Here is a 15,846-nt window from a genome sequence, read left to right as displayed (position 1 = left end):
CCCCGGGCGGCGCGGCCGCGACCAGGGCGGCCATCGTCGTCGCGAGCGGGGCCAGCAGCAGGCAGGCGACGCCGTTGGCCTGGCAGGCGACCCAGCGTCGCGCCGGGTCCGGGTGGGACTCGGGCGAGGCGGGCAGCGCCGCGGTGATCGCGGCCAGGTTGATCGCGTGCGCACCGGCCGGGGCCCCGAGGACCGTCCCGGCGCCGGTGAGCACCATCGCGTGGCGCCAGGGGACGGGGTAGCCCGCCGCGGCGAGCACCGCGACGCCGGGCACGTTCTGCGAGGCCATCGTGACCACCCAGAGCGGCAGCGCGACCCCCACCAGGGCCGCGACCGAGAAGGCCGGGACGGTGAGGGTGATCTCCGGCGGGCGCAGCCACGACCGACCGTCGGCGAGGACGACGACGATCACCAGGGCCAGCCCGAACGCGGCCGGGGACGCCCAGCGCGGCGCGAACCGCGACAGGACGACCCACAGGACCACGATCGGCGCCACCAGCAGCGGCCGCTCGACCAGCGCACGGACCGGCGCCAGGCACAGCGGCAGGAGCACACCGGCCAGCATCGCCTGCGCGATCGGCGCCGGGATCGCGCCGACGAGCCGCCCGAGCGGGCGCACGAGCCCGGTCGCGACGATGAGGAGACCGCCGACGACGAACGCGCCGACCACGGCGGGCCACCCACCCGCGACGGCTCCGGTGGAGGCCAGCAACGCCGCGCCGGGGGTGGACCAGGCGACCGTCAGCGGGCGGCGGAACCGGCGGGACAGCCAGATCGTCGCCACCCCCATCAGCGCGGTGAGCACCACCAGCCCGGACGCGGCCTGCGCCGGGTCGGCACCGGCCGCCGTCAGCCCGGCGAGGACGACGGCGAACGAGCTGGTCACCCCGATCACCGCGGAGACGACACCGACCGACACCGGTTGCGCCCAGGAACGATCCACGGCCTCACCCTAACCGCGTCGTTCTGTAAACAGAACCCACCCCGGGCGGTAAGCAGGATGTTCTGCAGCCGATACACGGGGTGCCGCCGACCCGACCAAAGATGACCGAACCGTGTCGTCCGGAAAACAGGCGGTGACGTCCGGTCCGGCGATCTTGGAACGGGCACCGGCGGCGCCCCATCCTGCGTGGGCCGCCGCACCCGCCGGGCGCGGCTCTACCGGAAGGCCCGTCTCATGAAGCTGCCCGTCGCTCTGGCCCTGGTGATCGGCGTCGCCGGGGCGGTGATCGCATACCTCTACCTCGGTCCGCTCTCCGGGCTCGGCCTGTTCGTACCGGCGACGTTCCTGGGTGCCGCGACGTTCTTCGCGGCGGGTGGTGACCGGCCCGCGCTGGTCACCACCCTCGCCACGAACATCTGGGGGATCGTCACCGGCACCGTCATGCTGGTCCTGGCCGGGCTCACCACGAACCCCGCCCTGCTGGGGCTGATCATCGGCGGGATGACCGCGGTGTTCATCCTCGGTGCGCTCGTGCCGCAGCTCGGGTTCGTGCCCGGCTCGGTCGTCGGGTTCGCCACCACGGCGGCGTTCGGCCTGCTCAGCGGGGCGTCGGGCACCGACTTCTCGCTGCCCACCGGCCCGTTCACGGTGATGCTGCTGTCGTTCGTGGTCGGCTCGGTCGTGCTGGGCTACGGCTGCAGCCTGGTCGTCGGCCGCCTGACCGCCCGCACCGCGGCACCCGCCGCGGCCTGACCGGCGGCGGCGCCCGGTGCGACTGGTGACCACCGGCGAGGCCGCGACCAGACTGGCCCTGAGCCCGCGGGCACTGCACCGCTGGGCCAGGGCCGGCCTGGTGACACCGGCCTTCCGGGAGCCGGACGGCCGTGACCTCTGGGACCTCGACGATCTCCGGGACCAGGTCACGGCGCTCCCGGCACGCTTCTCCGCGGCGACCGCGGTGCGCGACCCCGGGACACCCGGTCCCCCACGTCGCCCGGGCACCCCGTCCGGGTAGCGCGGCCGAGTGGCCCGGCCGGGTGGCGCGGCCGAGTCGTTCGGCCCCGGTGGCGCGGGCGCTGAGCCCTGCGGCCGACCCGGCCCCGGCTACAGTCGCCCGGTGGACGACGGGGCGCTGCGGACGGCCGTCGGCGCACGGCTGCGGACGGCCCGGACCGCACGCGGTCTGTCCCTCGGAGCGCTCGCGGAGCGGGCGGGGATCGGCAAGGGCTCACTGTCGGAGATCGAGAACGGCAGTCGCAACCCCACCCTCTCCACCCTCTATGCGCTCGCGGACACCCTGGGCGTACCGCTGTCGCGGCTGCTCGCCGACCACCCCGGGGCCGAGGTCGCCGGCCCCGGTATCACCGCGCGCCTGCTGGAGACGGCCACCGACCACCACGGCACCGTCGAGGTGTACGCCCTGGCCCTCGTCCCGGAGGCGGTGCACGTGTCCCCCGGGCACGGTCCGGGGGTGGTGGAGCACCTGCTCGTCACCCGCGGTGCCGTCCGGGCCGGACGCAGCGGGCGCGAGGCCGACCTCGGCACCGGCGAGACCACCCGCTGGCCCGCCGACGGCGAGCACACCTACACCGCCCTCGCCGGGGCACCGGCCGCGGCTGTGCTCGTCATCCGCACCCCACCGCGTCCATGATCACCAGCACCTGGGCGCGGTCCGCGCGGCCCCGTACCGCGCTCATGCACTGATCGTCAGGCCGCCGCGTCCCACCAGGCGAGCACCCGGGTGGCGTACAGGGTCAGCCACGGCGACGGCTCCCCCGGCGGCACGTCCACCTCGAACCACATCTCACCCGGGTCGCGGACGCCCTGGACCCAGCGCCCGTCCGGCCGTCGCGACGCGCGCAGCGCCGCGACGGCGTCGGCGAGCCGCGGGTCGGGCGGGACCCCGTCGAGCGCGGCGGCGAGGCGGAAGTACTCCGTGCCGCGCAACACGTCATGCCGCCAGCGCAACGGGTAGGCGAGCTCGGCCGGGTCCCGTTCGAACTCCACCGGCTCGCCGGTCGAGAGCCGGAACAGCAGACCGCGGGTCAGCAGGTACTCCTCACCCGACCGGCGGGCGGCCCGCGTCGCAGCGGTCCCGCCGGTGGCCCGCTCGTGGGCGAGCAGCCCGTACAGCGCGTTCAGCGTGGAGTGGAACGACGACCGCTGCGCGCCGTCCACCCAGAAGCAGTTCCAGCCGCCGTCGGCGAGCCGGTGCTCGGCGAACCACGCGGCGAGGGCGTCCATGTCGCGGCCGAGCCACAGTCCGTTGGCAACGGTGAACGCGTTGATGCAGACGTCGACCTCACCGTCCCAGTAGGGCAGGTCGTCGTACTCCCAGCGGCACGACTCGAGCTTCTCCGCCGTGCCCGCCAGCGCCGCCGGGTCCAGGCCCCACTCGCGCAGCGCGTTCAGCGACCAGGTGGTCGCCGTCCACGGCTGCCCCTCCACCGTGGACGGTGCGGCCGGGAAGTACGCCCCGTTCGCCCAGGTGCCGTCGGAGTCCTGGCGGGCGAGCAGCCGCGCGCCCATCCCCTCGGCCGCGACGCGGGCGCGGGTGGCCTCCCACACCTCGGGAGGCGCACCCGCCAGGTCGCGCTCGACCTGCCAGCGCAACGCCGGGTCGGTGTCGAGCAGCCGGTCGAGCAGTGCGCGGTCCACGACGGCCCCGTCCATGGGGCGTCAGGGTGTCACTTGAGCAGCGAACGCGCCATCACCATGCGCTGGATCTGGTTGGTGCCCTCGTAGATCTGCGTGATCTTCGCGTCGCGCATCATGCGCTCGGCCGGGAAGTCGCGGGTGTAGCCCGCGCCGCCGAGCAGCTGGACGGCGTCGGTGGTCACCTGCATCGCGGTGTCGGAGGCGAAGCACTTGGCGGCCGACGAGATGAAGCCCAGGTCGGGCTCGTTGCGCTCGGCCCGCGAGGCGGCGACGTAGCAGAGCTGCCGCGCGGCCTCGACCTTCATCGCCATGTCGGCGAGCATGAACTGCAGGCCCTGGAACTCGGCCAGGTGCTTGCCGAACTGCTTGCGTTCCTTCATGTACTGCGTCGCGACGTCGAGCGCGCCCTGCGCGATGCCGACGGCCTGCGCACCGATGGTCGGGCGGGTGTGGTCCAGCGTGCGCAGCGCGGTCTTGAAGCCGGTGCCCTCGGCACCGATGATCCGGTCGGCCGGGATGCGGCAGTCCTCGAAGTGGATCTCGCGGGTCGGCGAGCCGTGGATGCCGAGCTTGCGCTCCTTGGTGCCGACGACGAAGCCCGGGTCGTCGGAGTGGACCACGAACGCCGAGATCCCGTTGGCCTTCTTCTCCGGGTCGGTGACGGCCATGACCGTGTACCAGGTCGACTCGCCGGCGTTGGTGATCCAGCACTTGGTGCCGTTGAGGACCCACTCGTCGCCGTCGCGGCGGGCGCGGGTCTTCATCGACGCGGCGTCGGAGCCCGCCTCCCGCTCGGAGAGGGCGTAGCTGACCATCGCCTCGCCCGCGGCGACCGAGGGCAGGACCTGCTTCTTCAGCTCGTCCGAGGCGGACAGCAGGATCGGGGTGAGCCCGAGGCCGTTCACCCCGGGGATCAGCGACGACGACGCGCAGACCCGCGCGACCTCCTCGATCACGATGCAGCCCGCGAGCTCGTCGGCGCCCTGGCCGCCGTACTCCTCGGGGATGATCACGGCCTGGAAACCGGCCTTGACCAGCGCGTCGCGCGCCTCGACGGGGTACCGGCCCTGTTCGTCGACGTCGGCGGCGTGCGGGGCGATCTCCTTCTCCGCCAGGTCCCGGACCGCCTCGCGGAGGGCCGTGTGCTCGTCGCTGAGCCGGTAGCTGTCGAACTCGCTGTTCATGCCGACCATGCTAACGGCACTCCGTGCCACATGTCACGGGACCTTGCTACCCTCCGTGCCATGACGACCAGCACGCGGCGCGGGCGTTCCCCCGAGGGGCGGGCCGAGGTGCGGCGGGAGCTGGTGGGGGCGGCCGCGCGGCTGTTCACCGAACGCGGCTACGACGACACGACCGTCGACGACATCGCCGCCGCCGCGGGCGTCGGGCGCCGCACCTTCTTCCGCTACTTCCGCGGCAAGGAGGACGCGCTGTCCCCCGACCACGAGCGCGGTCTGGCCCGGATCGGCGAGGTGTTCGCCGGCGCGCACCCCGACGAGCCGCTGCCGTCACTGGCACTGCGTGCCGCGGAGACGGTGTTCGAGCTCTACACCGAGGACCCGGAGGTCGCCCGGCTGCGCTTCGCGCTCGTCGGCTCGGTTCCGGCGCTGCGCGACCGCGAGGCCGCGTCGGTGCACCACTACCGACGACTGTTCACCCGCGAGCTCACCGCCCGGCTGGGCGACCTTCCGGACGGCGAGCTGCGGGCCGCGGTGACGGCGGCGGCGCTGGTCGCCGCGCACAACCAGGCGCTGCGCCGGTGGCTGGTCGAGGGCGCGCGCGACGCCGACCTGCCCGGCGCCGTCGACCACTTCCGCCGGGTCGCGCCGATGCTGCCGCTGGAGGACGCGGGCGAGCCTGCCACGGCACCCGACCTGGAGGACGTGACCCGGCGTCTGGAGCGCGCGGCACGGACCCTGGAACGGGAATCGACCCGACGCACGGGGTGAGCCCGGCCCCGGGGCGTCCGGCCCCGGACATGCGTGATCCCCGGGCCGCACCAGGGTGCGTCACCGAACCGGACAAAGTTCGGACCCGGGGATCACGGGTGACCGTCGGGAACTCGCCGGCACCACACCGGCTTCCACGACCGCCTCTCCGACGGGTTCTCCCCGCCGGAGCAGAACGTGGTGCTAGCTGACGGCCACCTCACGTGTCCTGCTGTAGCTCATCTGCTGGACCACCTCCTCTCCCGTGTACCGACACCGTACGCACGGGATCGAGCGGTGCGCCACCGGAAAATCGCGGCCCGGTCCTCAGCCCTCGCGGGCTGCCACGCGCAGCGCCGCGTCCTTGTCCAGGACGCTGCGCTCGAGGTCGGCCTGGAACTCCACCATGGCCTGCCGGAGCCGCTCGTCGCCGGCGCCGAGGATGCGCACCGCGAGCAGTCCGGCGTTGCGGGCGTTGCCGACCGCGACGGTCGCCACCGGCACGCCGGCGGGCATCTGCACGATCGACAGCAGCGAGTCCAGGCCGTCGAGGTACTTCAGCGGCACGGGCACGCCGATGACCGGCAGCGGCGTCGCGGCGGCGACCATCCCGGGCAGGTGCGCGGCACCACCGGCCCCGGCGACGATCGCCTGCAGGCCGCGGTCGGCGGCCGACGCGGCGTAGTCGAGCATCCGCTGCGGGGTGCGGTGGGCGGAGTAGACGCCCACCTCCCACGGCACGCCGAACTCGTCGAGCGCGGCGCCCGCGGCGCCCATCACCGGCCAGTCGGAGTCGCTGCCCATGATCACGCCCACGCGCGGGGAGCCGGTCTGCGTCATCGAGGTCCTTCCGGGGAGTGCGGGGAGCGGGGATCGCCGGTGTGGGCGGACCAGCCGTCCGCCCAGGTCGCGGTGGCCAGCCAGCCCGCGGCGAGCTCCGCGCGGGTGCGCACGTCGGCCTCGTCGCGGCCGAGGACCGTGACGTGGCCGATCTTGCGGGCCGGGCGGCCGTCCTTGGCGTAGAGGTGCACCTTCGCCTCGGGGAAGCGCGCGAAGCAGTGGTGCAGCCGCTCGTCCATGCCCATCGCGGGCTCCTGCGCCGCACCGAGCACGTTCGCCATCACCGCGACCGGGGCGACCGGGGCGGTGGAGCCGAGCGGGTAGTCCAGCACCGCGCGCAGGTGCTGCTCGAACTGCGAGGTGACCGAGCCCTCGATCGTCCAGTGCCCGGAGTTGTGCGGGCGCATCGCCAGCTCGTTCACGACGACCTCGCCGGGCGCGGTCTCGAACAGCTCGACCGTCATCAGCCCGACGACGCCGAGCTCGGCCGCGATCCGCAGCGCCAGTTCCTGGATCCGGGCGGCGTGGTCCGGGTCGAGCCCGGGGGCGGGCGAGGTGACCCGGGCGCACTGGCCGTCGACCTGCAGGGTCTCGACGACCGGCCACGCGGCGGCCTGGCCGAAGGGCGAGCGGGCGACGCTCGCGGCCAGCTCGCGGGTCATCGGGACCGCGGACTCGACGAGCAGCGGGGTGCCGGCGTCGAGCAGGTCGGCGACCAGCCGGTCGGTGTCGTCGCCGCCGGCGCGCAGGAACCAGACGCCGCGGCCGTCGTAGCCGCCGCGGGTGGCCTTGAGCACGACGGGCCAGCCGTGCCCGGCCCCGAACGCGGCGACGTCGCCGGGCGCGGACACCTCGGCGAACGCGGGCACCGGCAGGCCCATCTCCGACAGCCGTCGTCGCATCACCAGCTTGTCCTGCGCGTGCACGAGCGCCGACGGCGGCGGCCGCAGCGGCAGCCCGGCCTCGGCGAGCGGGACCAGCACCTCCTGCGGGACACCCTCGTGGTCGAACGTGACCGCCGAGCAGCCCGTCGCGAGCTCCCGCAGCGCGGCGGCGTCGTCGGGGTCGCCGATGACGACGTCCGGCGTCACCCGGGCCGCCGGATCGTCCGGCGACGCGGCCAGCACCCGCAGGGTCTGCCCCAGCGCGACGGCGGCCTGGGCGGTCATCCGGGCCAGCTGGCCACCGCCGACCATGCCGACGACGGGCAAGGCGGCCTTCTGCACGTCAACCCTCTCCACGAGACCGGGAGCCTAATCTGGCACGATCGATCCCGTGACGGTGGTGGAGGCGACGCTCGCCAGGATCCCCCAGCCGTACCGCGACAAGGCGATCAAACACCGCGAGCTGATCAAGTTCCTGATGGTCGGTGGCAGCACCTGGGTCATCGACACGGTGGTGTTCCTGGTGCTGAAGGCCACGGTGCTGGCCGACAAGCCGGTGACCGCCAAGGTGATCGCGGTGCTGGTGGCGACGATGGTGTCCTACGTGCTGAACCGCGAGTGGTCCTTCCGGACCCGCGGCGGGCGCGAGCGGCACCACGAGGCCCTCCTGTTCTTCGTGATCAGCGGGGTCGGGGTCGGGGTGTACTCGGCGCCGCTGTGGGTCTCTCGCTACGTCTTCGAGCTGCAGGTGCCGTTCGTCTCGCTGGTCGCCCAGGAGTCCGCGGACTTCGTGGCCGGGCAGATCGTCGGCACCCTGGTCGGGATGGCCTTCCGCTGGTGGGCGTTCCGCCGGTTCGTGTGGCCGGACCAGTTCGTGCGACGCCAGCCCCCGCCGGCCACCGAGGACTGAGCGACCGGGCCACCGGCTACCGCGGGCCGGTGCGGTCGGGCACCGGGGCCGCCGCGGCGACGTCGTCGGTGCGGGCCGCGGGCAGGTACAGCCGGAACACCGGCGGCCGGGCCCGGGACAGCTCCAGCCTGCCGCCGTCGGCCTCGACCAGTGTCCGGGCCAGCGCCAGACCCAGCCCGGTCGAGGACTGCGCCGAGATACCCCGGTCGAACACGTGCGGCACCAGGTCCTCCGGCACGCCGGGCCCGGTGTCGGACACCTCCACCAGCAGCGCGTTCTCCCCGGTGCGCGCGGAGATCGTGACCGGGCCGTCGCCGTGCTGCAGCGCGTTGTCGACGAGCACCCCGATCGCCTCGCGCAGCCGTGCCGCGGTCACCCGGGCGAGCAGCCCCTCGGGCACCCGCACCTTGAGCGACCGGCCGGCCGCGGTGAGCGGGCCGCGCCACTCCCGCTCGGCGTCGGCGACGGCCTCGGCCAGGTCGACCGGTTCCGCCCCGACCGCCCGCGCGGCGCGCGCGGACTCCAGCAGGTCGTCGAGGACGGCGGTGAGCCGCTCGGTCTGCTCCAGCGCCGCGTTGGCCTCGCGGCGGGCGTCCGGGTCGGGGTGGCAGGCCAGCTCGTCCAGACGCAGCTGCAGCGCGGTGATCCGGCTGCGCAGCTGGTGGGACACGTCCCCGACCAGCGACCGCTCGCGGTGCAGCAGCTGGGACAGCGCCGTCGCCGAGGAGTCCAGGACCTCCGAGACGCGGTCGAGCTCGGCGATGTCGTAGCGGGCCGGGGACCGGCGGAAGTCGCCCGCACCGAGGCGGGCGGCGCGGGCCGCGAGGTCGCGCAGCGGGTCGGACAGCCGGCGCGCGGTGTACACCGCGACCCCGGTGCCGACGGTGACGGAGAACCCCACCAGCAGCACGACGACGGCCACCACCTGGGTCTGCTGGGAACGCATCACCGAGGTCGGCTGGGACAGCTCCATGATCCCGCCGGGCCCGAACGGCAGCGACTCGGTCACCGGGTCGTCGACCCGGTCCACGCCGTAGACGATCGGGGCGGAGTCCGGCGGCACGACGACCAGCCGGGAGTTCGGCGGGATCGCCGCCTCCACCAGCCGTTGCGACTGCTGCCCGGTGCCGTACTCCTCGACGGTCTCGGTGACCTGCTCGAGGCGCTGGGTCAGCTCGGCACGGGTGAAGTCCTCGACGAGCTGCCAGGTCGCGAGCGCGAGCGGGCCGCCCAGGAACAGCGCGGTCAGCGCCACCGTCAGCAGGGTGGAGATCAGGATCCGGCGGCGCACGGCGACCTCAGTCCGAGTTGTACCGGAAGCCGACGCCGCGGACGGTGGCGATCCGCTTCTCGCCGCCGATCTTGCGGCGCAGCCACGACATGTGCATGTCCAGGGTCTTCGACGACTTCATGTCCGCGTCGCCCCAGACCGCGTGCAGGATCTCCTCGCGCGTCACGACCTGGCCGGCGTGGATCATCAGCACCCGCAGCAGCTCGAACTCCTTGTTGGCCAGGGAGATCTCGTCGCCGTCGAGCAGGACGCGGCGGCCGGACAGCTCCATCCGCAGGCCGTCCACCTCGACGACGTCCTGGGTGCGGCGGCGCAGCAGCGCCCGCACCCGGGCCAGCAGCTCGGCCAGCCGGAACGGCTTGGACACGTAGTCGTCGGCGCCGGCGTCGAGCCCCACGACGAAGTCGACCTCGTCGGTGCGGGCGGTGAGCATGAGGACGGGCAGGTCCGGCAGGGTCGCGCGGACCCGCCGGCAGACCTCCAGGCCGTCCATGCCGGGCAGCCCCAGGTCGAGCACGAGCAGGTCGACCTGCGCACGGGTGACCCGGTCGACGGCGCCGACCCCGTCGGCGACGACGTCGACGTCGTACCCCTCGCGCTGCAGGGCCCGCGACAGCGGCTCGGCGATGGCCGCGTCGTCCTCGGCCAGAACCACGGTGGTCATTTCACCGAGCATAGGGCTCCGGGCCCCGGGCACGGTGGCGGTGCGAGCTGGCATGCTCGCCCAACGTGAACCCCGAGCGATGCGTGCCCGCCGAACCCGGTGATCTGGATCTCGCCCTGCGCCTGGCGGACCTCGCCGACGCGATCACGCTGCCCCGTTTCCGGGCCGCCGACCTGCGGGTGGAGCGCAAGCCGGACCGCACCCCGGTGACCGACGCCGACACCGCCGCCGAGGACGCGATCCGCGCCGCGCTGGGCCACGAGCGCCCCGGCGACGCGATCCTCGGGGAGGAGCGCGGCGGGTCCACCGACACCGCACACGGCCGCGGCTGGGTGATCGACCCGATCGACGGGACGAAGAACTTCTCCCGCGGGGTGCCCGCGTGGGCGACGCTGATCGCGCTCGTCGTCGACGGCGTGCCGACGGTGGGTGTGGTGAGCGCGCCGGCGCTGCACCGCCGCTGGTGGGGCTCGGCGGGGGCCGGGGCCTGGGCACGTGACCTGCCGTCGGGGACGCCGAAGCGGATCGCGGTGTCGGGGGTGGCCGACGTCGCCGACGCCTACGTCTCGACCACCAACACCGAGACCTTCCGCACCGACCCGTCCCCGGCGTCGCGGGAGGGCTGGATCGCGCTGACCGAGGCCTGCTGGGAGTCCCGCGCGTTCGGCGACTTCTGGCAGCACGTGCTCGTCGCGGAGGGGGTCGTCGACGTCGCGGTGGAACCCGCCGCGAACCCGTGGGACCTGGCGGCGCCGGCCGCCGTCGTCGCCGAGGCGGGCGGGCGGCTGACCGACCTCGCCGGGAACCCGACCTGGTCCGGCGGGCACGGCCTGAGCAGCAACGGTCTGCTGCACGACGCCGTGCTGGGGGTGCTGCGTGGCTGAGCTGTACTTCGACGACCTGGCCCCGGGGACCGTCGTCGACCTCGGTACGACCGTGGTCGACCGCGACGAGATGGTCGCGTTCTCGGCCCGCTTCGACCCGCAGCCGTTCCACCTGCACGAGGCCGAGGGCGAGCGGGTGTTCGGCGGTCTGGCCGCGTCCGGCTGGTTCACAGCGAGCCTGTGGATGCGCGCCTACGTCGACGCCGTGCTGTCCCGCGCGGCGTCGCTCGGCTCCCCCGGCGGCGACGAGATCGCCTGGCCGGCACCGGTGTTCGCGGGCGACGAGCTGCACGCGGAGATGGAGGTCCTCGAGGCCCGCGTCTCGCGCAGCCGCCCGTCGATGGGCCTGATCACGCTGCGCGGGACGCTGACCCGCACCGGCGACGGCGCGGTCGTGTACCGGTCCCGGTTCACCGGCATGTTCGAGGTCAGGCCGACAGTGCCGTGACCACCCGCGACGGCGACGGCCGTCCCAGGTGCCCGGCCATCCACACGCTCGTGTCGACCAGCTTCCGCAGGTCGGCGCCGTGGTCGACGCCGAGCCCGTCGAGCATCCACACCAGGTCCTCGGTGGCGAGGTTGCCGGTCGCGGACCCGGCGTAGGGGCAGCCGCCCAGGCCGCCCGCGCTGGCGTCGACGGTGGTCACGCCGTACCGCAGCGCGGCCAGGGTGTTGGACAGCGCCTGGCCGTAGGTGTCGTGGAAGTGCACCGCGAGCCGCTCGACGCCGACCCCGCGGGCGACGCAGGCGTCGAGCACCGCGCCGACGTGCGCCGGGGTGGCGACGCCGATCGTGTCGCCGAGGGAGAGCTGGTCGCAGCCCATCTCCATCAGCCGCGCCCCGACGGCGGCGGCCTGGTCCGGGTCGACGCCGCCCTCCCACGGGTCGCCGAACACCATCGACACGTAGGCCCGCACCCGCAGACCCTCGGACACCGCGCGGGTCACGGTCGGCTCGAACATCGCGAACTGCTCGTCGAGCGTGCGGTTCAGGTTCCGCTTCGCGAACGTCTCGGTGGCCGAGGCGAACACCGCGACGTGGTCGCAGCCGGCGTCGATCGCGCGCTGCAGCCCGCGCTCGTTCGGGGTGAGGACGGGGTAGTCGAGCCCGGCGCGGCGGTCGAGCACGGCGAGCAGGTCGGCGGCGTCGGCGAGCTGGGGCACCCACGCCGGGTGCACGAAGCTGGTCGCCTCCAGCGTGCGCAGGCCCGCGTCGGCGAGCCGGTCGAGGAACTCGGCCTTCACCGCGACCGGGACGACGGTCTTCTCGTTCTGCAGCCCGTCGCGGGGGCCGACCTCGTAGATCTCGACGCGCTCCGGGAGCGCGGGGTCGCGCACCGTCGTGGGAAGACCGTTGCTCACAGGGACGCCCTCTCTCGCTGCGGTGCGGGAACCTCCATCCTGCCCCGCACGGCCGCGTCGGCGTGACCACGGCGGGCCGTGTGCTCGCTCTCCTTCTCGTTGCTGCGGCGCCGCTCGGCGAGCAGACCGATCTCCCGGTGCAGCCGGGCCTGGACCCGTTCCACGCCCGCGACGTCGGTGAACCGCAGCCGCTCCCCGGCGACGTCGAGCAGCAGGGTGCCGCAGCCGAACAGCCGTCCCCCGGCGCCGGTCCGGACGCGGACCGAGTCGATGCGGTCGATCGGCACGTCGAGGCCGTCGCGGACGAGCAGGCCCTCCCGGACGAGGAACCGCCGGTCGGTGACGACCAGCAGGGTGGCGCGCCAGCGCGCGATCGGCAGCAGCGTGAACCGCACCGCGACGAGCGCGGCGAGCACCCCGAGCACGAGCCAGGCCCACGGCGCCCACGGCTGCAGCCGGACCACGGCGGCCCCGAACCCGGCGACGGCGCTGACCCCGACGAGCACCGCGGCCGGGCGCAGAGCCAGCCGCCAGTGCGGGTGCCCGACCAGCACGACGTGCTCGCCCTCGTCGAGAACCCGGTCCAGAGCCCGGTCCAGAGCGCTGTCGGGGAACGCCATACCCCCACGGTAGGGCGCCGGGCGCCCACCGCCCACGCGACGCGCGGGCGCTGCGTCGCAGGTCAGCGCAGGGGGTGACTCAGGACTGGTCGGCCGCGCGCAGATGGACGATGTCCCCGGCCGCCACCGCGACGCGGGCCCCGTCGTCCGGGTGGACCAGCAGCCGGCCCTGCGGGTCGACGTCCTCGGCCGTCCCGACGAGGTGGTCCCCGGCCGGGCGCTCCACCCGCACCCGCGAGCCGAGGCTGGCGCAGGCCGAGCGGTAGTCGCGGCGCAGGCCGCAGGCGTCGGCGTCGCCGCGGGCGTCGCGCCACTGCGCCTCGCGCCGGTACAGGTGTCCCAGCAGCGCGGTCGCGGTCTCGGCGCGGGTCGCGGTGAACCCGTGCGCGGCCAGCGAGGTCGCGCCCCACGGCAGGTCGGTGGCCGGGGTCGAGATGTTGAGCCCGATGCCCAGGACGATCCCCGGTCCGCCGCCGGAGACCGCGGTCATCTCGGCGAGGATCCCTGCGGCCTTGCCCCGCGCCGGCCCGACCAGCAGGTCGTTGGGCCACTTCAGGGCCACCGGCACGTCCGGGGCGAGCTCGGTGATCGCGTCGGCCAGCGCGACGCCCGCGAGCATCGGCAGCCAGCCCAGCCGGTCGGCGGGCACGCCCTCGGGGCGCCACAGCACCGACATCGTCAGCGCCGCCCCGGGCCGCGAGATCCAGGTCCGGTCGAGGCGGCCGCGGCCGCGCACCTGGTCCTCGGCGATCAGCACCGAGCGGTCCGGCGCACCGCGCCCGGCCTCGGCCAGAAGGTCGGCGTTCGTGGATCCGGTGGAGGCGACGACGTCGAGCGCCGTCCAGCCCCCCGCGGGACGGAGCACGGCCGTCCGCAGGGCGTACGGGTCCAGCGGGGTCCCGTCGCCGTGATTCGTCCCGGTCGTCATCACCGCGCACCGTAACGGCCCCGCGACGCGCCGGGGACCGCGGAGGGTGAACGGATCGGTAACGGTGTCGGCGGGACGGCCACCCGGTCGGCTGCGTCGGACGTCACGCCCGGGCCGAACCTACTTGCGGGTTAAGCTCCGGCCTCATGAGCGCCGCAACGGAGCCGATGGCGACCCCGGACAGTGGTGGGGCAGAGCCGGACATCCACACCACGGCGGGCAAGCTCGCCGATCTCTACCAGCGTTTCGAGGACGCGGTCCACGCCGGTTCGGCGTCCGCGGTCGAGAAGCAGCACGCGAAGGGGCGGCAGACCGCCCGTGAGCGGATCGACCAGCTGCTCGACCCGGGCTCGTTCGTCGAGCTGGACGCGCTGACCCGGCACCGCTCGACGAACTTCGGGATGGACGCCAAGCGCCCGTTCGGCGACGGCGTCGTGACCGGCACCGGCACGATCGACGGCCGCCCGGTCGCCGTGTTCTCCCAGGACGCGACCGTCTTCGGCGGCGCGCTCGGCGAGGTCTACGGCGAGAAGATCGTCAAGGTCATGGACGTGGCCGCGAAGATCGGCTGCCCGGTCGTCGGCATCAACGACGGCGGCGGCGCCCGCATCCAGGAGGGCGTGGTCGCGCTCGGCCTCTACGGCGAGATCTTCACCCGCAACGTCCAGAGCTCGGGCGTGATCCCGCAGATCTCGCTGATCATGGGCCCGTGCGCGGGCGGTGCGGTCTACTCCCCCGCGATCACCGACTTCACCGTGATGGTCGACGAGACCAGCCACATGTTCATCACCGGCCCGGACGTCATCAAGACCGTCACCGGCGAGGACGTCGACATGGAGGAGCTCGGCGGCGGCCGGGCCCACAACACCAAGTCCGGTGTGGCGCACTACCTGGCGGGCGACGAGGCCGACGCGCTCGACTACGTCAAGCAGCTGCTGAGCTTCCTGCCGTCGAACAACCTGTCCGAGGCGCCGTCGTTCCCGGCCACCGAGCCCGTCGAGGGGTCGATCGAGGACGGGATCATCGACTCCGACCGCGAGCTCGACACCCTGATCCCGGACTCGGCGAACACGCCCTACGACATCCGCGAGGTCATCAACCGGGTCGTCGACGACGAGGACTTCCTCGAGGTCCAAGAGCTCTGGGCGCCGAACATCGTGATCGGCTACGCCCGCGTCGAGGGCCGCAGCGTCGGCATCGTCGCGAACCAGCCGACCCAGTTCGCCGGCTGCCTGGACATCGACGCCTCGGAGAAGGCCGCCCGCTTCGTGCGGACCTGCGACGCGTTCAACATCCCGGTGCTGACCTTCGTCGACGTGCCGGGCTTCCTGCCGGGCACCGAGCAGGAGTGGAACGGCATCATCCGCCGCGGCGCGAAGCTGATCTACGCCTACGCCGAGGCGACCGTCCCGAAGGTCACCGTCATCACCCGCAAGGCCTACGGCGGCGCCTACGACGTCATGGGCTCCAAGCACCTCGGCGCCGACGTCAACATCGCCTGGCCGACCGCGCAGATCGCGGTCACCGGCGCGCAGGGCGCGGTGTCGATCCTCTACCGCAAGGAGCTCAAGGGCCTGGAGGGCGACGAGCTCGCCGCCAGGCGCGCGGAGCTGCAGCAGGACTACGAGGACACCCTCTGCAACCCCTACATCGCCGCCGACCGGGGCTACATCGACGCGGTCGTGCCGCCGTCGCACACCCGCGGCTACGTCGGCCGGGCGCTGCGGATGCTGTCCACCAAGCGGGAGCAGGGCCCGACCCGCAAGCACGGGAACATCCCGCTCTGATGGCCGCCGAGGAGTCCACCGAGCAGACCCCGGAGGAGCGCCGCGCGCTGTTCCGGGTGGTGCGCGGCACCCCGGACGACCGCGAGCTCGCGGCACTGGCCGCGGTGGTCGCCGCGGCGGCGAGCGCCGGTGGGCCACCCGCCCC

General features: G+C 74.1%; 19 protein-coding genes. 9 read left to right on the top strand and 10 right to left on the bottom strand.

The features are described 5' to 3' along the window. Window positions 1–943, bottom strand: a 943-nt coding sequence (locus GTW08_RS04170) for a benzoate/H(+) symporter BenE family transporter (protein ID WP_161151442.1), incomplete at its 3' end; no start/stop codon positions are given. Between the two features lie 234 nt (window positions 944–1,177). On the opposite strand from GTW08_RS04170, the gene GTW08_RS04165 reads away from it, so the two are divergent. The 3 genes from GTW08_RS04165 (at window position 1,178) to GTW08_RS04155 (ending at window position 2,594) form a co-directional block, all read left to right on the top strand. Continuing rightward, a complete protein-coding gene (locus tag GTW08_RS04165) occupies window positions 1,178–1,696 on the top strand; it encodes a DUF1097 domain-containing protein (protein WP_139282870.1) in 519 nt (172 codons plus the stop codon). A 25-nt stretch (window positions 1,697–1,721) separates the two neighbouring features. Then, window positions 1,722–1,958, top strand: a complete 237-nt coding sequence (locus tag GTW08_RS04160; protein ID WP_073576356.1) for a MerR family DNA-binding transcriptional regulator — start codon at window positions 1,722–1,724, stop codon at window positions 1,956–1,958. A gap of 102 nt (window positions 1,959–2,060) precedes the next feature. After that, entirely contained in the window at window positions 2,061–2,594 is a 534-nt protein-coding gene (locus tag GTW08_RS04155) for a helix-turn-helix domain-containing protein (RefSeq protein WP_073576357.1), read from the top strand. Between the two features lie 56 nt (window positions 2,595–2,650). Here the strand turns inward: GTW08_RS04155 and GTW08_RS04150 are convergent, their stop codons facing one another. Further along, window positions 2,651–3,616 carry a squalene cyclase gene (locus tag GTW08_RS04150; protein ID WP_073576358.1) on the bottom strand — a complete coding sequence of 322 codons (966 nt, stop codon included), beginning with the start codon at window positions 3,614–3,616 and terminating at the stop codon, window positions 2,651–2,653. A gap of 14 nt (window positions 3,617–3,630) precedes the next feature. Further along, a complete protein-coding gene (locus tag GTW08_RS04145) occupies window positions 3,631–4,785 on the bottom strand; it encodes an acyl-CoA dehydrogenase (protein ID WP_073576837.1) in 1,155 nt (384 codons plus the stop codon). Window positions 4,786–4,845: 60 nt separating this feature from the next. Between GTW08_RS04145 and GTW08_RS04140 the strand changes: the two genes are divergently transcribed. Then, window positions 4,846–5,553, top strand: coding sequence for a TetR family transcriptional regulator (locus tag GTW08_RS04140; RefSeq protein ID WP_073576359.1), 708 nt, complete (start codon window positions 4,846–4,848; stop codon window positions 5,551–5,553). 306 nt (window positions 5,554–5,859) lie between these two features. On the opposite strand, the gene purE is transcribed toward GTW08_RS04140, so the two are convergent. Both purE and GTW08_RS04130 read right to left on the bottom strand, forming a co-directional pair. Continuing rightward, window positions 5,860–6,372 carry a 5-(carboxyamino)imidazole ribonucleotide mutase gene (purE, locus tag GTW08_RS04135; protein WP_073576360.1) on the bottom strand — a complete coding sequence of 171 codons (513 nt, stop codon included), beginning with the start codon at window positions 6,370–6,372 and terminating at the stop codon, window positions 5,860–5,862. Further along, window positions 6,369–7,598: a 5-(carboxyamino)imidazole ribonucleotide synthase gene (locus GTW08_RS04130; protein ID WP_304580148.1), complete on the bottom strand. Its 1,230-nt coding sequence runs from the start codon at window positions 7,596–7,598 to the stop codon at window positions 6,369–6,371. Before GTW08_RS04130 ends, purE begins: the two co-directional genes overlap by 4 nt. 49 nt (window positions 7,599–7,647) lie before the next feature. On the opposite strand from GTW08_RS04130, the gene GTW08_RS04125 reads away from it, so the two are divergent. Beyond that, on the top strand, window positions 7,648–8,166 hold the full coding sequence (locus GTW08_RS04125) for a GtrA family protein (protein WP_073576362.1): 519 nt from the start codon (window positions 7,648–7,650) through the stop codon (window positions 8,164–8,166). Between the two features lie 16 nt (window positions 8,167–8,182). Here the strand turns inward: GTW08_RS04125 and GTW08_RS04120 are convergent, their stop codons facing one another. Both GTW08_RS04120 and GTW08_RS04115 read right to left on the bottom strand, forming a co-directional pair. Then, window positions 8,183–9,457 (bottom strand): sensor histidine kinase, encoded by a 1,275-nt coding sequence (locus GTW08_RS04120; RefSeq protein ID WP_073576363.1) that lies wholly within the window; start codon window positions 9,455–9,457, stop codon window positions 8,183–8,185. 7 nt (window positions 9,458–9,464) lie between these two features. Beyond that, window positions 9,465–10,121, bottom strand: a complete 657-nt coding sequence (locus GTW08_RS04115) for a response regulator transcription factor (protein WP_062397592.1) — start codon at window positions 10,119–10,121, stop codon at window positions 9,465–9,467. A 65-nt stretch (window positions 10,122–10,186) separates the two neighbouring features. Here GTW08_RS04115 and GTW08_RS04110 point away from each other — a divergent pair, with 65 nt between their 5' ends. Continuing rightward, the gene (locus GTW08_RS04110; protein WP_073576364.1) at window positions 10,187–11,005 is read left to right on the top strand and encodes an inositol monophosphatase family protein; all 819 of its coding nucleotides are present in this window, start codon (window positions 10,187–10,189) and stop codon (window positions 11,003–11,005) included. Beyond that, window positions 10,998–11,453 (top strand): MaoC/PaaZ C-terminal domain-containing protein, encoded by a 456-nt coding sequence (locus GTW08_RS04105; protein WP_073576365.1) that lies wholly within the window; start codon window positions 10,998–11,000, stop codon window positions 11,451–11,453. The genes GTW08_RS04110 and GTW08_RS04105 overlap by 8 nt, the downstream gene beginning before the upstream one ends. On the opposite strand, the gene GTW08_RS04100 is transcribed toward GTW08_RS04105, so the two are convergent. The 3 genes from GTW08_RS04100 to GTW08_RS04090 form a co-directional block, all read right to left on the bottom strand. Then, on the bottom strand, window positions 11,434–12,366 hold the full coding sequence (locus GTW08_RS04100; RefSeq protein WP_073576366.1) for a hydroxymethylglutaryl-CoA lyase: 933 nt from the start codon (window positions 12,364–12,366) through the stop codon (window positions 11,434–11,436). The genes GTW08_RS04105 and GTW08_RS04100 overlap by 20 nt on opposite strands. Next, the gene (locus GTW08_RS04095) at window positions 12,363–12,986 is read right to left on the bottom strand and encodes a PH domain-containing protein (protein ID WP_073576367.1); all 624 of its coding nucleotides are present in this window, start codon (window positions 12,984–12,986) and stop codon (window positions 12,363–12,365) included. Before GTW08_RS04095 ends, GTW08_RS04100 begins: the two co-directional genes overlap by 4 nt. Window positions 12,987–13,065: 79 nt before the next feature. Then, on the bottom strand, window positions 13,066–13,914 hold the full coding sequence (locus GTW08_RS04090) for a biotin--[acetyl-CoA-carboxylase] ligase (protein ID WP_073576368.1): 849 nt from the start codon (window positions 13,912–13,914) through the stop codon (window positions 13,066–13,068). Window positions 13,915–14,060: 146 nt separating this feature from the next. Between GTW08_RS04090 and GTW08_RS04085 the strand changes: the two genes are divergently transcribed. Together GTW08_RS04085 and GTW08_RS32410 are read left to right on the top strand one after the other, a co-directional pair. Further along, window positions 14,061–15,701, top strand: a complete 1,641-nt coding sequence (locus tag GTW08_RS04085) for an acyl-CoA carboxylase subunit beta (protein WP_073576369.1) — start codon at window positions 14,061–14,063, stop codon at window positions 15,699–15,701. Then, window positions 15,701–15,846 (top strand): acyl-CoA carboxylase epsilon subunit (locus GTW08_RS32410; RefSeq protein WP_275938967.1); only part of this gene is annotated, 146 nt, incomplete at its 3' end. The genes GTW08_RS04085 and GTW08_RS32410, both read left to right, overlap by 1 nt.

Origin of the sequence: Pseudonocardia sp. SID8383 (assembly GCF_009864975.1) — a bacterium.
Lineage (GTDB): Bacteria > Actinomycetota > Actinomycetes > Mycobacteriales > Pseudonocardiaceae > Pseudonocardia > Pseudonocardia alni.
This window is presented reverse-complemented; position numbering and strand designations above follow the sequence as displayed.